The 14,947-nt window shown below is 56.2% G+C and carries 14 protein-coding genes; all 14 read left to right on the top strand.

What is annotated here, in order from left to right; translation table 11 throughout:
• The 14 genes from recD to lipA all read left to right on the top strand — a co-directional run bounded on the left by recD (window position 1) and on the right by lipA (window position 14,941).
• Window positions 1–1,839 (top strand): exodeoxyribonuclease V subunit alpha, encoded by a 1,839-nt coding sequence (gene recD / locus ACZ52Z_RS15580; protein WP_464267695.1) that lies wholly within the window; start codon window positions 1–3, stop codon window positions 1,837–1,839.
• Window positions 1,840–2,121: 282 nt separating this feature from the next.
• Window positions 2,122–3,243: a PQQ-dependent sugar dehydrogenase gene (locus tag ACZ52Z_RS15575; RefSeq protein ID WP_464267694.1), complete on the top strand. Its 1,122-nt coding sequence runs from the start codon at window positions 2,122–2,124 to the stop codon at window positions 3,241–3,243.
• Window positions 3,244–3,364: 121 nt separating this feature from the next.
• On the top strand, window positions 3,365–4,276 hold the full coding sequence (locus ACZ52Z_RS15570; RefSeq protein WP_464267693.1) for an ADP-ribosylglycohydrolase family protein: 912 nt from the start codon (window positions 3,365–3,367) through the stop codon (window positions 4,274–4,276).
• Between the two features lie 222 nt (window positions 4,277–4,498).
• Window positions 4,499–5,074 carry a rubrerythrin gene (gene rbr, locus ACZ52Z_RS15565; RefSeq protein ID WP_464267692.1) on the top strand — a complete coding sequence of 192 codons (576 nt, stop codon included), beginning with the start codon at window positions 4,499–4,501 and terminating at the stop codon, window positions 5,072–5,074.
• A gap of 352 nt (window positions 5,075–5,426) precedes the next feature.
• Window positions 5,427–5,930 carry a thiol peroxidase gene (gene tpx, locus ACZ52Z_RS15560; RefSeq protein WP_464267691.1) on the top strand — a complete coding sequence of 168 codons (504 nt, stop codon included), beginning with the start codon at window positions 5,427–5,429 and terminating at the stop codon, window positions 5,928–5,930.
• Between the two features lie 57 nt (window positions 5,931–5,987).
• Complete coding sequence (locus ACZ52Z_RS15555) at window positions 5,988–6,824, top strand: rhodanese-like domain-containing protein (RefSeq protein WP_464267690.1); 837 nt, start codon at window positions 5,988–5,990, stop codon at window positions 6,822–6,824.
• Between the two features lie 181 nt (window positions 6,825–7,005).
• Window positions 7,006–8,115, top strand: coding sequence for an NAD(P)/FAD-dependent oxidoreductase (locus ACZ52Z_RS15550; RefSeq protein WP_464267689.1), 1,110 nt, complete (start codon window positions 7,006–7,008; stop codon window positions 8,113–8,115).
• Window positions 8,116–8,275: 160 nt separating this feature from the next.
• Window positions 8,276–8,719, top strand: a complete 444-nt coding sequence (locus ACZ52Z_RS15545) for an Lrp/AsnC family transcriptional regulator (protein ID WP_464267688.1) — start codon at window positions 8,276–8,278, stop codon at window positions 8,717–8,719.
• Between the two features lie 57 nt (window positions 8,720–8,776).
• Window positions 8,777–10,060, top strand: a complete 1,284-nt coding sequence (locus ACZ52Z_RS15540; RefSeq protein ID WP_464267687.1) for an aminomethyltransferase family protein — start codon at window positions 8,777–8,779, stop codon at window positions 10,058–10,060.
• Window positions 10,061–10,168: 108 nt separating this feature from the next.
• Window positions 10,169–10,564 (top strand): glycine cleavage system protein GcvH, encoded by a 396-nt coding sequence (gene gcvH / locus ACZ52Z_RS15535; RefSeq protein ID WP_464267686.1) that lies wholly within the window; start codon window positions 10,169–10,171, stop codon window positions 10,562–10,564.
• A 5-nt stretch (window positions 10,565–10,569) separates the two neighbouring features.
• Complete coding sequence (gcvPA, locus tag ACZ52Z_RS15530; RefSeq protein WP_464267685.1) at window positions 10,570–11,904, top strand: aminomethyl-transferring glycine dehydrogenase subunit GcvPA; 1,335 nt, start codon at window positions 10,570–10,572, stop codon at window positions 11,902–11,904.
• The gene (gene gcvPB, locus ACZ52Z_RS15525) at window positions 11,901–13,376 is read left to right on the top strand and encodes an aminomethyl-transferring glycine dehydrogenase subunit GcvPB (protein WP_464267684.1); all 1,476 of its coding nucleotides are present in this window, start codon (window positions 11,901–11,903) and stop codon (window positions 13,374–13,376) included. Before gcvPA ends, gcvPB begins: the two co-directional genes overlap by 4 nt.
• 4 nt (window positions 13,377–13,380) lie before the next feature.
• Window positions 13,381–14,061 (top strand): lipoyl(octanoyl) transferase LipB, encoded by a 681-nt coding sequence (gene lipB, locus ACZ52Z_RS15520; RefSeq protein WP_464267683.1) that lies wholly within the window; start codon window positions 13,381–13,383, stop codon window positions 14,059–14,061.
• A gap of 4 nt (window positions 14,062–14,065) precedes the next feature.
• Window positions 14,066–14,941: a lipoyl synthase gene (gene lipA / locus ACZ52Z_RS15515; protein WP_464267682.1), complete on the top strand. Its 876-nt coding sequence runs from the start codon at window positions 14,066–14,068 to the stop codon at window positions 14,939–14,941.
• The last annotated feature ends 6 nt before the right edge of the window (window positions 14,942–14,947 follow it).

The following is a 14,947-nucleotide window of genomic DNA, read 5'->3' as shown; positions in this document are numbered from 1 at the left end:
ATGACGACAATCGAGCACCTGCAACAGCTCCAGCAAGAAGGGGAATTGCGTTCCATCGATGTGGAAATCGGTTTCTTTCTTGCCCGGCTTGCCGAAGGTGATAACGATTCGGAACCCCTGGCCCTGGTCGCCGCCATGCTCAGTCGAGCGCTTGCTGAGGGCCATGTCTGTCTGCCGCTTACCGAAATCGTGCATCAGCTGGCCACCATTGAAACCACCCGGACAACGGCCGCAAAAATCAGGGAGACCCTGATTCGCTCCGGGATTGTCGGCTCCCCGGGGGAGACCGCTCCATTGATCCTGGACGCCCGTCATCGCCTCTATTTCCACCGTTTCCATCGCTACGAAACAACCATCGCCGATGGAGTGCTCACTCGATGCGCAGTCGATGAACCCATTGATGCTCAGAAGGCGCGTTCGGTTCTCTGCCGGCTTTTTCCCGACAACCATGCTCAGGCTGTTTTCGACTGGCAATGTGCGGCAGTTGCCCTCTCTCTTTTGCGGCGATTTGTGGTTGTTTCCGGTGGGCCCGGGACAGGGAAAACCTTTACGGTAGCAAGAATACTCGCAGCCCAGGCCCGCCTGTTCCCCGCCTGTCGGCGGATCCGTCTTGCCGCACCGACAGGCAAAGCAGCGGCCAGGCTGAAGGAATCCCTGCAGGAGGCAAAAGCGACCCTGCCTCATCCCTTTGCTGATGGGGTACCGGAAGAGGCGATAACCCTCCACCGATTGCTCCGCTACAACCATCACACCCACCGATTTTTCCATGACCAGCGCAATCCGCTCCACCTGGATATGCTGCTTATTGATGAAGCGTCAATGATTGATGTGCCCCTGATGGCTGCGGTGCTAAAAGCCCTGCCTCCAGAATGCAGATTGGTCCTGTGCGGCGATAAGAACCAACTCGCGTCTGTGGAAGCCGGAAACCTGCTGACCGACCTGTGTGGTTCAGAGGTCTCCCCCTGGTCGCCGACGATGCAGCGGCATATGCTGGAGTTGACCGGACAGGCCTTTCCTGCCTGCCAGACTGCCCTCCCCCTGGAGAACTGCCTGGTCCACCTCCGAGAGAGCCGCCGATTTGGTGCCAACTCAGGCATTGCCGCGCTGGCAACCGCTGTCAACAGCCGCAGCAGTGAAGCCGTCACCCGTTGCTGCAGCGGTCATTCATACCCCGACCTGACCTTGCATGAAGGCTCCCTCCAGCTTGGGGCAGCAGCACCGGCCTGGTTTCGCCGCTTTATTCTTGAGCATTTGGCCCCTGTTTTCACTGCTTCCTCGCCCGATGAAGCGCTTCGCCGGGTTGATCGCTGCCGGATACTGTGTGCCCTGCATCAGGGGGTGAATGGCGTGGAACGGTGTAATGCGCTGGTAGAATCCATCCTCAGGCGGGAAGGCTATATTTCCAGGTCGGAGCGCGGGAACTACCCCGGTCGCCCGCTCATGATCCTGCAGAACGATTACTCCCTGGGGCTTTTCAACGGCGACACCGGCGTTCTCTGGCCTAATCAGGCTGGTGACCTGCAGGCCTGGTTTCCGCAAGCGGATGGTTCACTGCGAGCGGTATCCAGGCTGCGCCTGCCTCCCCACCAAACAGGATACGCGATCACCGTGCACAAATCTCAGGGGTCGGAATTTGCCCACGTCCTGCTTGTTCTGCCCGACAGAGACACGCCGATTCTCACCAGGGAACTGCTCTATACCGGGATCACCCGTGCCCGGCAATCACTTACCATTCGGGCTGATCTCAACCGTCTGCTGGAGGGAACCCTTCGCTCTGCCAGACGCTTTTCCGGCCTGGCTGAGCGATTGCGTTCCTCCGGAGAAACCCCTCCTGGATGACCCAAAAAGATTGTTCAGGGCTGGCTCTTTTGCCTCTGTCTGCTGGTAGAGACCATCCCTTGCCCTGTGGTCGAAAGTCATGAATTTTGCGCACCTCCGCCCTGGTGAGCGGGAGCAGGTGGATCAGTGGCGGGGAGGAGCAAACACTATCGTACAAGGATTTCCCGGGCTCTCGACCACCTCAAACAGTGAATCACCATAAATATCTGTTTACAGGCTGGATATCCGTACCCATAGTGTAGGGTGAAACCTAACTGTTCATCAAACTGCAGGAGAAATGCTGTGCGCCCGCTCTCAATGCTCATCCTTCTTCTTCTCTCTACCTCTCTTCCCTGCCAGGCAGGCCCCCTGCTCACCGTAAGCAACTCTTCTCAACCGTTTGTGGTCGAAGAAATCGCCTCTGGCATTGGTGTGCCCTGGGGGATGACCTTTGTTGCCCCTTCCACCCTCCTGGTTACTGAACGAAAGGGAGGAATATATCTGCTCGACCCGAAGGAAGGGCAGTTCATTTCGGTGCAAGGGGGGCCTCAGGTGTTGGCCCAAGGCCAGGGCGGCATGCTCGATGTTGCCGTTCCTCCAGGATTTCGACCGGGCGGCTGGATTTATTTCACCTACAGTAAGTCCTCCAATGGTCAAGGAGTGACCACGCTTGCCAGGGCACGGCTGCAGCACCGGGCTCTGACCGACTGGCAGGATCTCTTTATCACGGAATCAGCCTCTGATAGCGGTCGGCACTTCGGCAGCAGGATAACCTTCGATCTCCAGGGGCATCTTTTCTTTTCTGTCGGAGACCGGGGTGTGCGGGAAAATGGGCAGGATCGAACCAACCATGCCGGCACCATCCTTCGTCTTAACCTTGATGGAACCGTCCCCGGGGATAATCCCTTTGCAGCCGGTAAATCGCAATCAGCCATCTGGAGCTACGGCCACCGTAATCCCCAGGGAATTTTCTGGTCACAGAGCACCGGCACCCTCTGGGCAAATGAACACGGACCCCGGGGGGGAGATGAAATCAACGTCATTCTTCCTGGCGCCAATTATGGTTGGCCGGTCGTCTCCCATGGCAAAGAGTACTGGGGGCCAGTAGATGTCGGTGAGGCCACCAGCAAGCCGGGGATGGTTGACCCGATCAAGGTGTACATCCCCTCCATTGCTCCCGGCAGCCTGATTGTGTATTCGGGAAAAGCTTTTCCCCAATGGAAGAACAATCTCTTTTCCGGGGCCTTGAAACTCAGACACCTCAACCGGGTAGCCGTTGACCGTTCTCTCCGCCCGACCCTGGAAGAACGGCTGCTTACCGAGCTCGATGAGCGCATCAGAAACGTGATCGAAGGACCGGAAGGATGGCTCTACCTGTCCACTGACAGTGGTCGCATCCTTCGGATTCGTCCCCCCAAAGGCTGAGGGGGAAAATCGTCGAGGAAACAAGGGCATGAATACTTTGACAACGCCGCCCGGCGTTCCTATTACTACCTCATGACTCCACGCGTCATCCCCATGATGGAACAACTGTAGAGAGGATATTATGACCGACAACGCAACAGCCATGGTACTCGCCTCCTTTACTGCGGACGCCCTGTCCCTCGGAGCACACTGGATCTACGATACCGGTAAAATACGCTCCACCTTCGGCCAAATTGAACAGATAACCGCTCCGCTGCCTTCCTCCTATCACCAGGAGAAAGAACGCGGTGAGTTTACCCACTATGGTGACCAGGCCATGATTCTTCTGGAATCCATTGCCCGAGAAAAGTCCTTTTCCCTTTCCGCCTTTTGCTCCATGTGGCAAGAGCTGTTCACTGGTTACCGTGGATACGTCGATAACGCCACCCACACAACCCTCACCAACCTCCACACAAATGATGATCCCCGCCAGTGCGGATCCAGTTCCACCGACCTGGGCGGCGCGGCGCGTATCGTTCCCTTGGTGTTCCGGTACCGAAACGACCTGGAAACCCTGGAGGAGATGACGACGCTGCAGACATCGATGACCCACAATCACCCGGCAACCCTTGCCGGCGCACTGTTTATCGCCCGCTCCGCCTACCATATCCTTCATGATCTTTCGCCGGCGGAAGCTATGAACAAAGCGATAGAGGCTGGGGTTGCCGACCTTGACCTCGATATCCGCCTGCGCGCCAGTCTTGACAATGATGAGCCGGACACGGAGAAGGCCATCAGCCAGTATGGGCAGGCCTGCTCCATTGCCTCTGCCCTCCCCGGGGCAGTTTACCTGACACTCAGGTTTCCAAACAGCGTGGAGGAAGCGTTGATTGCCAACGTCATGGCCGGCGGCGATTCCGCAGCCCGTGGGCTTGTCACCGGAATGTTCCTGGGAGCATCCCTGGGCATAAAAGCCATTCCCGAACGCTGGCTGAACGACATGCGCGCCTATGGACGGATAAGCGAACTGCTCGAAACTATACAACAGAGCTAAGGCCCCCAGCTCCCCGTCAGGGACAGCAAACAGGAGTGCATGACCTCCCTGCCTGTCATGTACTCCCCCTCATCCTCTGCTGCTGCAATCCAAGGTCTGCGGTTTTGTAACCAACAATTGAATTATTCCTAAAAAACATTTATTATTAAAAGCCTACTGTTTTCATCAAAATCGAACGGGGTAAAACACTGCCACCCCATCGTCAAATCAAGGAGGAACATCATGACAGCATTAAAAGGCACCCAAACCGAAAAAAACATCCTTACCGCCTTTGCCGGGGAATCCCAGGCAAGAAACAGGTATACCTATTTCGCCTCTGCGGCAAAAAAAGAGGGTTTTGTACAAATCTCCTACATCTTTGAAGAGACCGCCAACCAGGAAAAAGAGCACGCCAAACGGCTGTTTAAACTGCTTGAAGGTGGAGAAGTGGAAATTACCGGCGCCTTTCCTGCCGGGGTTATCGGTACCACCGCGGAAAACCTGGAAGAAGCAGCACAAGGAGAAAACTACGAACATACCACCATGTATCCTGAATTTGCCGCAACTGCTGAAAAAGAAGGTTTTTCGGAAATCGCTGAAATTTTTCTCGCCATAGCGGTTGCTGAAAAACAGCATGAAAAACGCTACCAGGAGCTCAAGGCCAATATTGAAAACAATCGGGTCTTTTCCCGCCCGGAGAGCGTCACCTGGCGCTGCCGCAACTGCGGTTATCTGCACACTGGACCCGACGCGGTTGATCGGTGCCCCGCCTGCGATCATCCCCAAGCACATTTTGAACTGCTGGGTGAGAACTGGTAGCATCCAGCCCCCTCCCGATGTCGTGCTGGTCAGGAAAAGCACTACTGGCATCCACCACAGCCGGCCCCGCTCCGGGGTCGGCTGTTCTGTCTCACCTGTACATTCCCAGACATCTCTTCCCGTTCGCGGATGTTTTTCCCACTGATTTCCGTCCATTATCATTTTGCTCGGAAAAATCATACCCTCTCTTTACAGGCAAAAGGGAATGATTATTCTATGCAGCAAATTACGATTCTCAACAACTTGTCGCATCGGCACCGAGAGTCTGATTTTTCCTTCCATCCGTGGAGCCGGGCGCTGAGCCCTGGAGGATGGAGGTCGCTACTCAACCAACACAGCAAGGAGACCTATCATGGCCCAGATCACTCTGCAGGGAAATACAATAGACACCGTTGGCTCTCTTCCGACCCAGGGAGCGGCGCCCAATTTTACCCTCGTCAAAACAGATCTTTCCGATGTTTCCCTCTCCGAGTTAAACGGCAAAAAGGTCGTGCTCAACATTTTTCCCAGCATTGATACCTCTGTCTGCGCAGCTTCAGTCAGGCGATTCAACGAGATTGCCTCGAAAAAGGATGACACGGTCGTTCTCTGCGTTTCCGCTGACCTTCCATTCGCCCACCAGCGATTCTGCGAAACCGACGGTCTGGAAAACGTCATACCGGCTTCTGTTTTCCGCTCCCCGGAATTCGGCAAGGATTACGGTGTAACCATCACCTCCGGACCCATTGCCGGCCTGTTGTCACGGGCGGTGGTCATCATCAACAGCCAGGGGAACATCACCTACTCCGAGCAGGTTCCGGAAATCACCCAGGAACCTGACTATGATGCCGCGCTGGCTGCTCTGGACGCAGCCTGAGCCAGCTCTCATTGCCGGTCGGCCTTTGGGGTCGACCGGTACAACAAAGGATACGCCATGCTCTGGAAACAGTTTCTCACGCCCGTTAAGTCGTTCGACTCCGCCGAGGCCGCGGCCTTCCTCCATGATCATTCACCCGGCAGTTTCACCCTCCTGGACGTTCGACAGCCCAAAGAGTACCAGGCCGGCCACATTGCCGGGGCAAAGCTGATTCCGATAGGAGAGCTTGATCAACGCCTCGATGAACTCGATCCAGAAAAGCCCATCATCGTTTATTGAGCTATAGGCGGACGCAGCCGAGTTGCGGCTCAACTTCTCCATGGCAAAGGCTTTACCGAAGTATATAACCTTGCCGGCGGCATCAAGTCCTGGGAACAGCAGGCTGCAGTTGGCTCCGACCAGATCGGTCTTGCCCTTTTCTCCGGGCAACACAGCCTCAAGGACGTTATAGTCATCGCCTACGGGCTCGAGCAGGGATTACGCGATTTTTACCTGAAATTAAGCCCGCAAAGTACCAACCCGGATGTACAGCGGACTTTTTCCCGTCTGGCAGACATCGAACTGCTTCACCAGCAACGCCTGGTCGAGCTCTACCAGCTCCATACAGGACAACCTGTCTCGCAGGAGCAATTGGAACAGCAGGTTGTTTCGCAGGCCATGGAGGGCGGTCTTACCACCGAGGAATATTTGGCGCTCTATGAACCGGACCTGGGCAAGGTGGTCGAAGTCCTATCGCTGGCAATGGCCATCGAAGCGCAGGCCCTGGACCTGTATCTTCGCGCTGCCGAGGAAACAGGCGAGCAGCAGATACGCTCGCTGCTCCATACCATTGCCGAGGAAGAACGAAAACACATCAGTCACCTGGCCAAATTAATAGAGCAACATGTCGAGTAACTCAATCCGTGACAAAGGGAAAGCCTGAGTGGTGAAAAGTGTTCATTTCGGCGATAGATCTGCAATGAATCATTAAACTCAGGCTCATCAGGCCCCGCACCATATCGACAGCACGCACAATTGGAAGGTATAAGACGCAGGCAGTGTGATAGTACCAGGTCAACAGCGAGAGGAGAGGAAAATGGCCACCCGAAAAATCGTCCTTATCGGCGGCGGACATGCCCACATGCTTATCCTTGCCCAGCTCAGCGCTCTCAGGGACCATGGCTGCGAGGTCACCGTTATCCAGCCTTCACTGCACCACTACTACTCCGGCATGGGGCCGGGCATGCTGGGCGGATTCTACACCCCCGAGGAAATCCGCTTCAATACCCGCCAGACGGTGGAAAAAGCCGGAGGTACGTTCATCCAGGACAAAGCCATACGTATTGACCCCGACCAGCAGCAGGTCTTCCTGGAACAACACCCAACGCCGCTCACTTATGACGTCCTCTCCTGCAATGCCGGGTCCCAGGTCGCATCAGACAGGATCGTTCCCGATAATCAAACCGTCTTTTCCGTCAAACCCATAGAGCAGCTCCAACTGGCCCAACAGCAGATACTCGCCAGAGGCAAGGACAGGCCATTGAATATCGTGGTTGTGGGCGGAGGTCCCTCTGCCGTGGAGGTCGCTGGCAATATCTGGCGCCTGGGCGCCACCACCGCGATCCAGCCACCAAAAATTTCGGTCATCGCAGGCAAAACACTCCTCAGGGAAGTTCCGGACAAGGTGCGCGACCTTGCCCAAACCTCCCTGCAACAAAGGGGTATTGAGCTGGTGTACGGCAGCTATGCCGAACAGGTGGAAAAGGGGCAGCTCATCCTGGAAAACGGGACGGTCGTTGCTGCGGATATGATTTTCTCCGCCGTCGGTATCCGGCCCTCCCCTCTGTTTGCAGCATCTGGCCTGCCGGTGGGACCGGATGGCGGCTTACTGGTCAATCGCTACCTCCAGTCCGCCGGCTACGACAACATTTTCGGCGGGGGCGACTGTATTCATTTTCAACCGCAACCGCTGGACAAAGTCGGCGTCTATGCCGTCCGCCAAAACAAGGTGCTCTATGCCAATCTCCTGGCCTCGGCAACCAACGCCCCCCTGACACAGTTTGATCCTGGGGGAAAGTACCTGCTGATCTATAACTTGGGAGACGGCACCGGTATCTTCTGCAAGTGGTCGATCATCTTTGGTGGTCGACTGGCCTTTGCGCTCAAAGATCGCATCGATCGACGGTTCATGCGAACGTTTCAATAATCGGCACACCAGTGCTTGCCGAACACCGGTAGAGGGCCGATATTTCTTCCGAAGGCAGTACAGAATGTCGAAATCATCAATTTTATACATCCCCATTGACACTTTCAGCATTATTTCTTAAAATTTGTTGCTTATACAGCAACCTTTTATCACTATCCACATGAAAGTCGACCCGGTCAATATCGCTATTATCAACCATCTCAAAGATGGTCGCGTACCCTACAAGACCATTGCCGACAAACTTTCGCTGGCCGAGGCAACCGTACGAACCCGTATCAGGAAACTGATTGACGAAGGTATCTTATCAGTCAGCGGACTGGTCAATCCGGAGGCACTGCCTGACCAGCAGGTCGTAATGGTAGGGGTCCAGGTAAAAGATATGGACCTGGTCAAAAAAGGAGAGGAGTTCAGCAAGCTCAAAGGTGTTATTTCGGTATGCGTGGTGACCGGCCGCTTTGACCTGATCGTCACCGTGATGCTGAACAACGATTTCGGCCTGCTGGAATTTTTTACCGAAGAAGTGGCAACCATTGACAATGTACGATCCGTGGAAACTTTTGTGGTGTATAAAAGCTTCAACCTGAAAGTACCGCTGCCGGATTAAAAAAACCGTTTCAACGGTTTGCCCTACTCCTATCACCATCACAGCAGGGAGCAGCATATGAAAACAACCCCTCTTCACGGTTGGCACCTCGACCAAGGTGCAAACATGGGCGAGTTCGGCTCCTACGATATGCCGCTCTGGTATCCGAGCGGAGCCAAGGCCGAGCACCTGGCCGTCATACAACACGCCGGCCTGTTCGACACCAGCCACATGGCAGTCCTGAGCATCAACGGCAACGACGCCCGCACCCTTATTCAACGATGCTTTACCAAGGATATCGACGCCTGTATCGGCAAGCACAAAAAACCGCTTGTCGCCGGCAGATGCGTATATGGAATTTTCCTCGACCAGCGGGGATGGGTTATTGACGACGCCATCGTCTATCAGTTCACCGCCACCGACTATATGGTTGTTGTCAACGCCGCCATGGGAGGCACCATTGCCCGGCACCTTGCAGAGCACATCAATGCAGGCGAGGCGGTAACAGTCACCGACTTCACCGACCAGGTTGGCAAGATGGATCTCCAGGGACCGGCAGCCGGGACCATTCTGACCGCGCTGGTCAAAGAACCGGCACAGCTTTTCGAGCAGATGGTCTACTTCTCCTTTAAAGGCTCCTTTGTACAATCCCACCTTCCCACCAGCGAAATCCAGCTGCTGGATGGGACGCCGTTGATGGTCTCCAGAACCGGCTACACCGGGGAATTCGGTTTTGAACTCTTTGTCGCGCCCGAACATATACACCACCTATGGACCCAGTTGCTGGCAGCAGGCAAAGATCATGGCCTGATCAGCTGCGGGCTTGCTGCCCGCGACTCGCTTCGTTCCGGTGCCGTCCTGCCGCTTTCCCACCAGGATATCGGCGACTGGCCGTTTGCTGACAATCCCTGGTTGTTCACCCTGCCCACCACCGGCGAGCAAGGTGATTTTTCCAAAGATTTTGTGGGCAGGACTGCCCTGGAAAAGCACAGCTCCTCGGCCTGGACCCTGCCCTTTGCCGGCTTTGATCTTCGCAAGATCCCCTTGAGCGAAAAAAGCAGGGTCACCGATATGGATGGCACGGAAATCGGTGTTCCGCTTACCTGCACCACCGACATGGCCATTGACCGAGTGGAGGGCAACATCATCAGCATCACCACCCCGACGGCAGCAGGCAGGCCTGAAGGGTTCAAACCTCGTGGCCTTTGCTGCGGCTTTGTCCGGGTGAAGAGGCCACTGCCGGCCGGAACAGAGGTCATTCTTACCGACGGTAAACGGAAACTTACTGTGGAAATACGAAACGACATCCGGCCGGACCGGACTGCCCGCAAACCGATGGCAGCGATGGTTTCCGGATTGTAGGGCGCCTACCCGGTCGCTCTCCTGTGCACACTGCGGAGACGCGTCACAGCGCGTATTGTGACCCGTCTTCTTTTTGCCCCCAGCAACACATACTACTGAGGACACCCTATGAAAGAATTAAATGAACTCATCCTTCCTGAAGATATCGGATACACTGAAGATCACGAGTGGGCCAAGAAGAACGGCGAGACTGTCCGTATCGGGGTTAGCGATTATGCCCAGGATCAATTGGGAGATATCGTTTTTGCCGAGCTTCCTGAGGTCGGTTCGACATTTCAGAAAGGGGATGAATTCGGTACGCTGGAGTCGGTCAAGGCGGTTTCCGAACTCTATAGTCCCCTTTCCGGCGAAGTGGTCGCGATCAACGAAGAGCTTGACGATGCCCCTGAACTGATCAATGAAGCCCCTTACGAAACGTGGATGATTGAAATCAAGCCGTCGACCCCTGAAGAATACGACCAACTGCTCTCTGCCGCCGCCTACCTGAAACTTCTGCAAGGATAAGCATCATGCGATACCTCCCCCACACCACGGAAGATATAGCAGCAATGCTCCAGGTGACGGGTCACTCGAGCCTGGAGGATCTTTTTGCAGGCATTCCCGACGCCTGCCGCATGACCGACGAGTGGCAGCTGCCGGAACCAAAAACCGAATGGGAACTTAACGACCACATCCAGTCTATTGCTGCCAGGATGCAGGTCGACCAGGATTATACGGTGCTGATCGGTGCCGGGAGCAATCACCACTATATACCGGAAACCGTCAGGGCGCTGATGAGCCGGTCGGAATTTCTTACCGCCTACACCCCCTACCAGCCGGAGATATCCCAGGGTACCCTGCAGGGCATCTTTGAATACCAGACCCTTACCGCTCGCCTCCTGGGCATGGACGTGGTCAATGCCTCAATGTATGACGGGGCATCGGCTTTAGCCGAGGCCCTGCTCATGGGGCTGCGGATAGGCAAGAAAAAGCAACGGGTGGCGGTTTCCAGGGCCATTCACCCCCACTACCGTGAAGTGGCCAGGGCCTATCTTGAGCCCACGGGTTTTGAACTGGTTGAGCTCCCCTACCTCAAGAATGGGCGCACAGATCTCAGCGGGCTGGGCGAGATTGAAGGCCTGGCGGCTGTGGCTCTTCAGTCGCCCAACTTTTTCGGGGTGATCGAGGACCTTACTGCCTGCGCCGAGACCATTCACGACCAGCAGGCCCTGTGCATTACCTGCTTTAGCGAACCGCTGGCATACGGTTTGCTGACCAACCCCGGTTCCTGTGGTGCAGATATTGTCTGCGGCGAGGGACAGAGCTTCGGGCTTTCGCGCTCCTTCGGCGGGCCCGGCGTCGGCATGTTCGGTTGTCGAACCCCTTTTACCCGCAATCTGCCCGGTCGACTCGTTGGGGAAACCAGCGACCTGGACGGCAAGCGTGGCTATGTCCTGACCCTTGCCACCCGCGAACAACACATCCGACGGGAAAAGGCGACTTCCAACATCTGCTCCAACCAGGGAATTTGCGCCATGACCGCCGGGATGTACATGGCTTCTCTTGGTGGAACCGGCTTGCGGGAATTGGCCAGGCTGAATTACGACAAAACGGAGTACCTCAAAAACGCACTGCTTGCCAAAGGAGCCTGTCTCTGTTTTGAGTCACCGACGTTTAACGAGTTCGTGGTCGCTTTTCCCAATGACTTTCAGCCGACCTACAAACGGCTACTGGCCAACAACATCGTTGCCGGTCTGGAGCTGGGCCGATTCTATCCCGAGCTGGCAGGACGATACCTTTTCGGCGTAACCGAAACCACGTCCCGAGAGGACATGGACATCGTAGCAAACGAGGTGCTCTCATGAAAAACCGTGTAGGAACCAGCGGCCTTATCTTTGACGAACCGCTCCTCTGGGAAAAAGGGCAACCAGGCAGAAAGGGAATGTCTATTCCCCGCAGCGACGTCCCCTCCGCTCCCATCAACGAAGCGCTGGTAGGCGCCCCGGTCGATTTTCCCGATCTGAGCGAGGTGGACGTGGTCCGACACTACACCCGTCTCTCCCAGTGGAATTTTGGAGTGGACAGCGGCATGTATCCGCTCGGGTCATGCACCATGAAGTATAACCCGAAGATCAACGAAAAGCAGGCAGCTACCCCACAGCTTGCGGCAGCACATCCCATGCTGGCTGATGAGTATTCTCAGGGTGTTCTCCAGATCCTTTACGAACTGCAGAACTATCTTGCAGCCATCACCGGCCTGGATGCCGTCTCTCTGCAGCCGGCAGCTGGCGCCCACGGTGAATTGACGGGCATGCTGATTTTTCATGCCTACCATCGGAGCCGTCAGTCCACCCGGACCAAGATCCTTATTCCAGATACCGCGCATGGGACCAATCCAGCCTCGGCAGCCCTTTGCGGCTACCGCTCGGTTCCCGTGAAATCCGACCACAACGGCATGCTCAACGCCGACGATGTAGCCGCACTCATGGATGAAGAAACAGCTGGGATCATGCTCACCAACCCCAATACACTGGGCCTGTTTGAAGAGCAGGTCAGGGCGATTGCCGATATTGTGCATGCCAAGGGTGGACTCGTGTATGGAGACGGTGCCAACATGAATGCCGTGCTCGGGGTGGTCGACATGAAAAAGTGCGGAGTGGATGTCCTCCACCTCAACCTGCACAAAACCTTTTCCACCCCTCACGGCGGCGGTGGCCCCGGGGCAGGGCCAGTCTGCGTCACCCGCGAGCTGGCACCCTTTTTACCGGTTCCCCGAGCCTGCAAAGAGGGTGAGATTTATCGCCTGGAACAGGATCGCCCCACTTCCGTTGGCAGGGTCCATGGGTTTCACGGAAACTTCGGGGTGCTGGTGAGGGCTTACGCCTACATCCTGTCCATGGGAGCGGGAGGGTTGCGCAAAGCTAGCCAGCTGGCAGTACTGAACGCCAACTATATCCGTGCCCGTCTCCAGGAGGACTACCACCTCCCCTATCAGCAGCCCTCCATGCATGAGTGCGTTTTCACCGACCAGCTGCAAAAGGAGCACAAGGTAACCACTCTGGACATCGCTAAGCGCCTGATAGATTACGGCTTTCACCCGCCGACCATCTACTTTCCCCTGGTGGTGCAGGGGGCGATCATGATTGAGCCCACCGAAACCGAATGCAAGGAGGACATCGATCAATTCATTGCTGCCATGAAGGAAATCGCCCGTGAAGCCAGAGAACAGCCGGAAACGGTCCGCGATGCTCCTCGCCTGAGTAAAGTCCGACGCCTGGATGAAGTGCAGGCAGCGCGCTGTCCGTGCCTGACCGGACCTATCCAGGCAGCCGAATAAGCCGGTGAACCACGGCTTCTGGACCGATCTTGGCCTGCTGGCCTATCAGCAGGCCTACGACCTCCAGACCTCATTGGTGAACCGGTGCAGGCAAACGCCAGAGATTGGATACGTGCTCTTGGTCGAACATCCGCCGGTCTACACCCTGGGCAGACGAGGCGGCAGGGACCATATCTGCGTGGGGCTCGACTTTCTTGCCCAGCAGGGGATAGAGCTGGTGCATTGTGAACGGGGCGGTGAAATAACCTATCATGCTCCAGGACAGCTAGTCGTTTATCCGGTGTTCAGCTTGCGCAGACATCGACTGTCAGTCAGTGAGTACGTCTTCCTGCTGGAGGAAGCCATGCTGCGCACAGCAGCTGATGCAGGGATCATCGCCAGCCGTGATGAGCGCAATCACGGCATCTGGGTGGGTGACCGTAAGCTCGGCAGCATTGGGATCGCCATCCGTCACGGGGTGACCTTCCATGGGCTGGCCCTCAATGTCTCCCCAGCCCTTGAGCCCTTCTCGTGGATCAATCCCTGCGGCCTCACCAACACGTTTATGACCTCCCTGGAAAAAGAGCAGGGATCCTGGGTTGCCATGGAAGAAGTGAAAAAACGCATCAGGAATCATTTAGGCAGCCTGTTGGCTGTAAACCTCCGGCAGGTTGCCCCTGTTGATCTGCCAGTGACCTCAGAATAACGAAATGGATACCCGGAAAAAATGCGGTAAACCGGCATGGCTCAGGCGTAAGCTGCCTAGCGGACCGCAGTATGAACGTGTGCGCAATCTGGTCAACGCCAACAACCTGGCGACAGTATGCCAGGAGGCAATGTGCCCAAACCAGTTCGAATGCTATGGCAAGGGTACTGCCACCTTCATGATCCTGGGCGACCACTGTACCCGTAACTGCCGCTTCTGCGCGGTTCACCACGGTTCCCCCGGACCCCCTGCAGACGACGAGCCCCGACGGGTCGCCGAAGCAGTAAAAACCATGCAGCTGCGCTATGCGGTGGTTACCTCGGTTACCCGTGATGACCTTAAAGACGGCGGTGCAGCCCACTTTGCCCGCACCATAAGGGAAATCCGTCGCCGAAGCCCCGGAACCTTGGTCGAAGTCCTGATCCCCGACTTCCAGGGCGATCGGCACGCCCTGGCGGCCGTGGTGGAAGCCGAGCCTGATGTCCTCAACCACAACATCGAAACCATTGCCCGCCTCTATGCCGTGGTCCGGCCCCAGGCAATATACGCCCGCTCTCTCCAGTTACTGGCCCGTGTAAAGGAATTGGCCCCGGCCATGGTTACCAAGACCGGCATCATGGTCGGGCTCGGCGAATCAACCGAGGAGCTGACAACCACCTTTAACGACCTCCTCCAGGTGCGTTGCGACATCCTGACCATCGGCCAATATCTTCAGCCCTCGCGCGAACACCTGGAGGTAGAACGATATGTTCCACCGGAAGAGTTCACGAACCTCCGGGAGCAGGCACTTCATCTGGGTTTTGCAGGGGTGGCTGCCGCTCCCTTTGTACGCAGTTCCTACCAGGCTGAAGAGTTATTTAACCTGGCAAAAGGCTCCTGACGCCCG

It is taken from the genome of Desulfogranum aggregans (assembly GCF_055398265.1).
The sequence above is the reverse complement of the archived record's forward strand: the minus strand, read 5'-3'. Positions and strand labels throughout refer to the sequence as shown.

What these genes read in the sequence shown, in the direction of transcription:
- recD (WP_464267695.1), top strand. Translation starts at nt 1, where the DNA reads ATGACGACAATCGAGCACCTGCAACAGCTCCAGCAAGAAGGGGAATTG.
- ACZ52Z_RS15570 (WP_464267693.1), top strand. Translation starts at nt 3,365, where the DNA reads ATGACCGACAACGCAACAGCCATGGTACTCGCCTCCTTTACTGCGGAC.
- rbr (WP_464267692.1), top strand. Translation starts at nt 4,499, where the DNA reads ATGACAGCATTAAAAGGCACCCAAACCGAAAAAAACATCCTTACCGCC.
- tpx (WP_464267691.1), top strand. Translation starts at nt 5,427, where the DNA reads ATGGCCCAGATCACTCTGCAGGGAAATACAATAGACACCGTTGGCTCT.
- ACZ52Z_RS15550 (WP_464267689.1), top strand. Translation starts at nt 7,006, where the DNA reads ATGGCCACCCGAAAAATCGTCCTTATCGGCGGCGGACATGCCCACATG.
- ACZ52Z_RS15545 (WP_464267688.1), top strand. Translation starts at nt 8,276, where the DNA reads ATGAAAGTCGACCCGGTCAATATCGCTATTATCAACCATCTCAAAGAT.
- ACZ52Z_RS15540 (WP_464267687.1), top strand. Translation starts at nt 8,777, where the DNA reads ATGAAAACAACCCCTCTTCACGGTTGGCACCTCGACCAAGGTGCAAAC.
- gcvH (WP_464267686.1), top strand. Translation starts at nt 10,169, where the DNA reads ATGAAAGAATTAAATGAACTCATCCTTCCTGAAGATATCGGATACACT.
- gcvPA (WP_464267685.1), top strand. Translation starts at nt 10,570, where the DNA reads ATGCGATACCTCCCCCACACCACGGAAGATATAGCAGCAATGCTCCAG.
- gcvPB (WP_464267684.1), top strand. Translation starts at nt 11,901, where the DNA reads ATGAAAAACCGTGTAGGAACCAGCGGCCTTATCTTTGACGAACCGCTC.
- lipA (WP_464267682.1), top strand. Translation starts at nt 14,066, where the DNA reads ATGGATACCCGGAAAAAATGCGGTAAACCGGCATGGCTCAGGCGTAAG.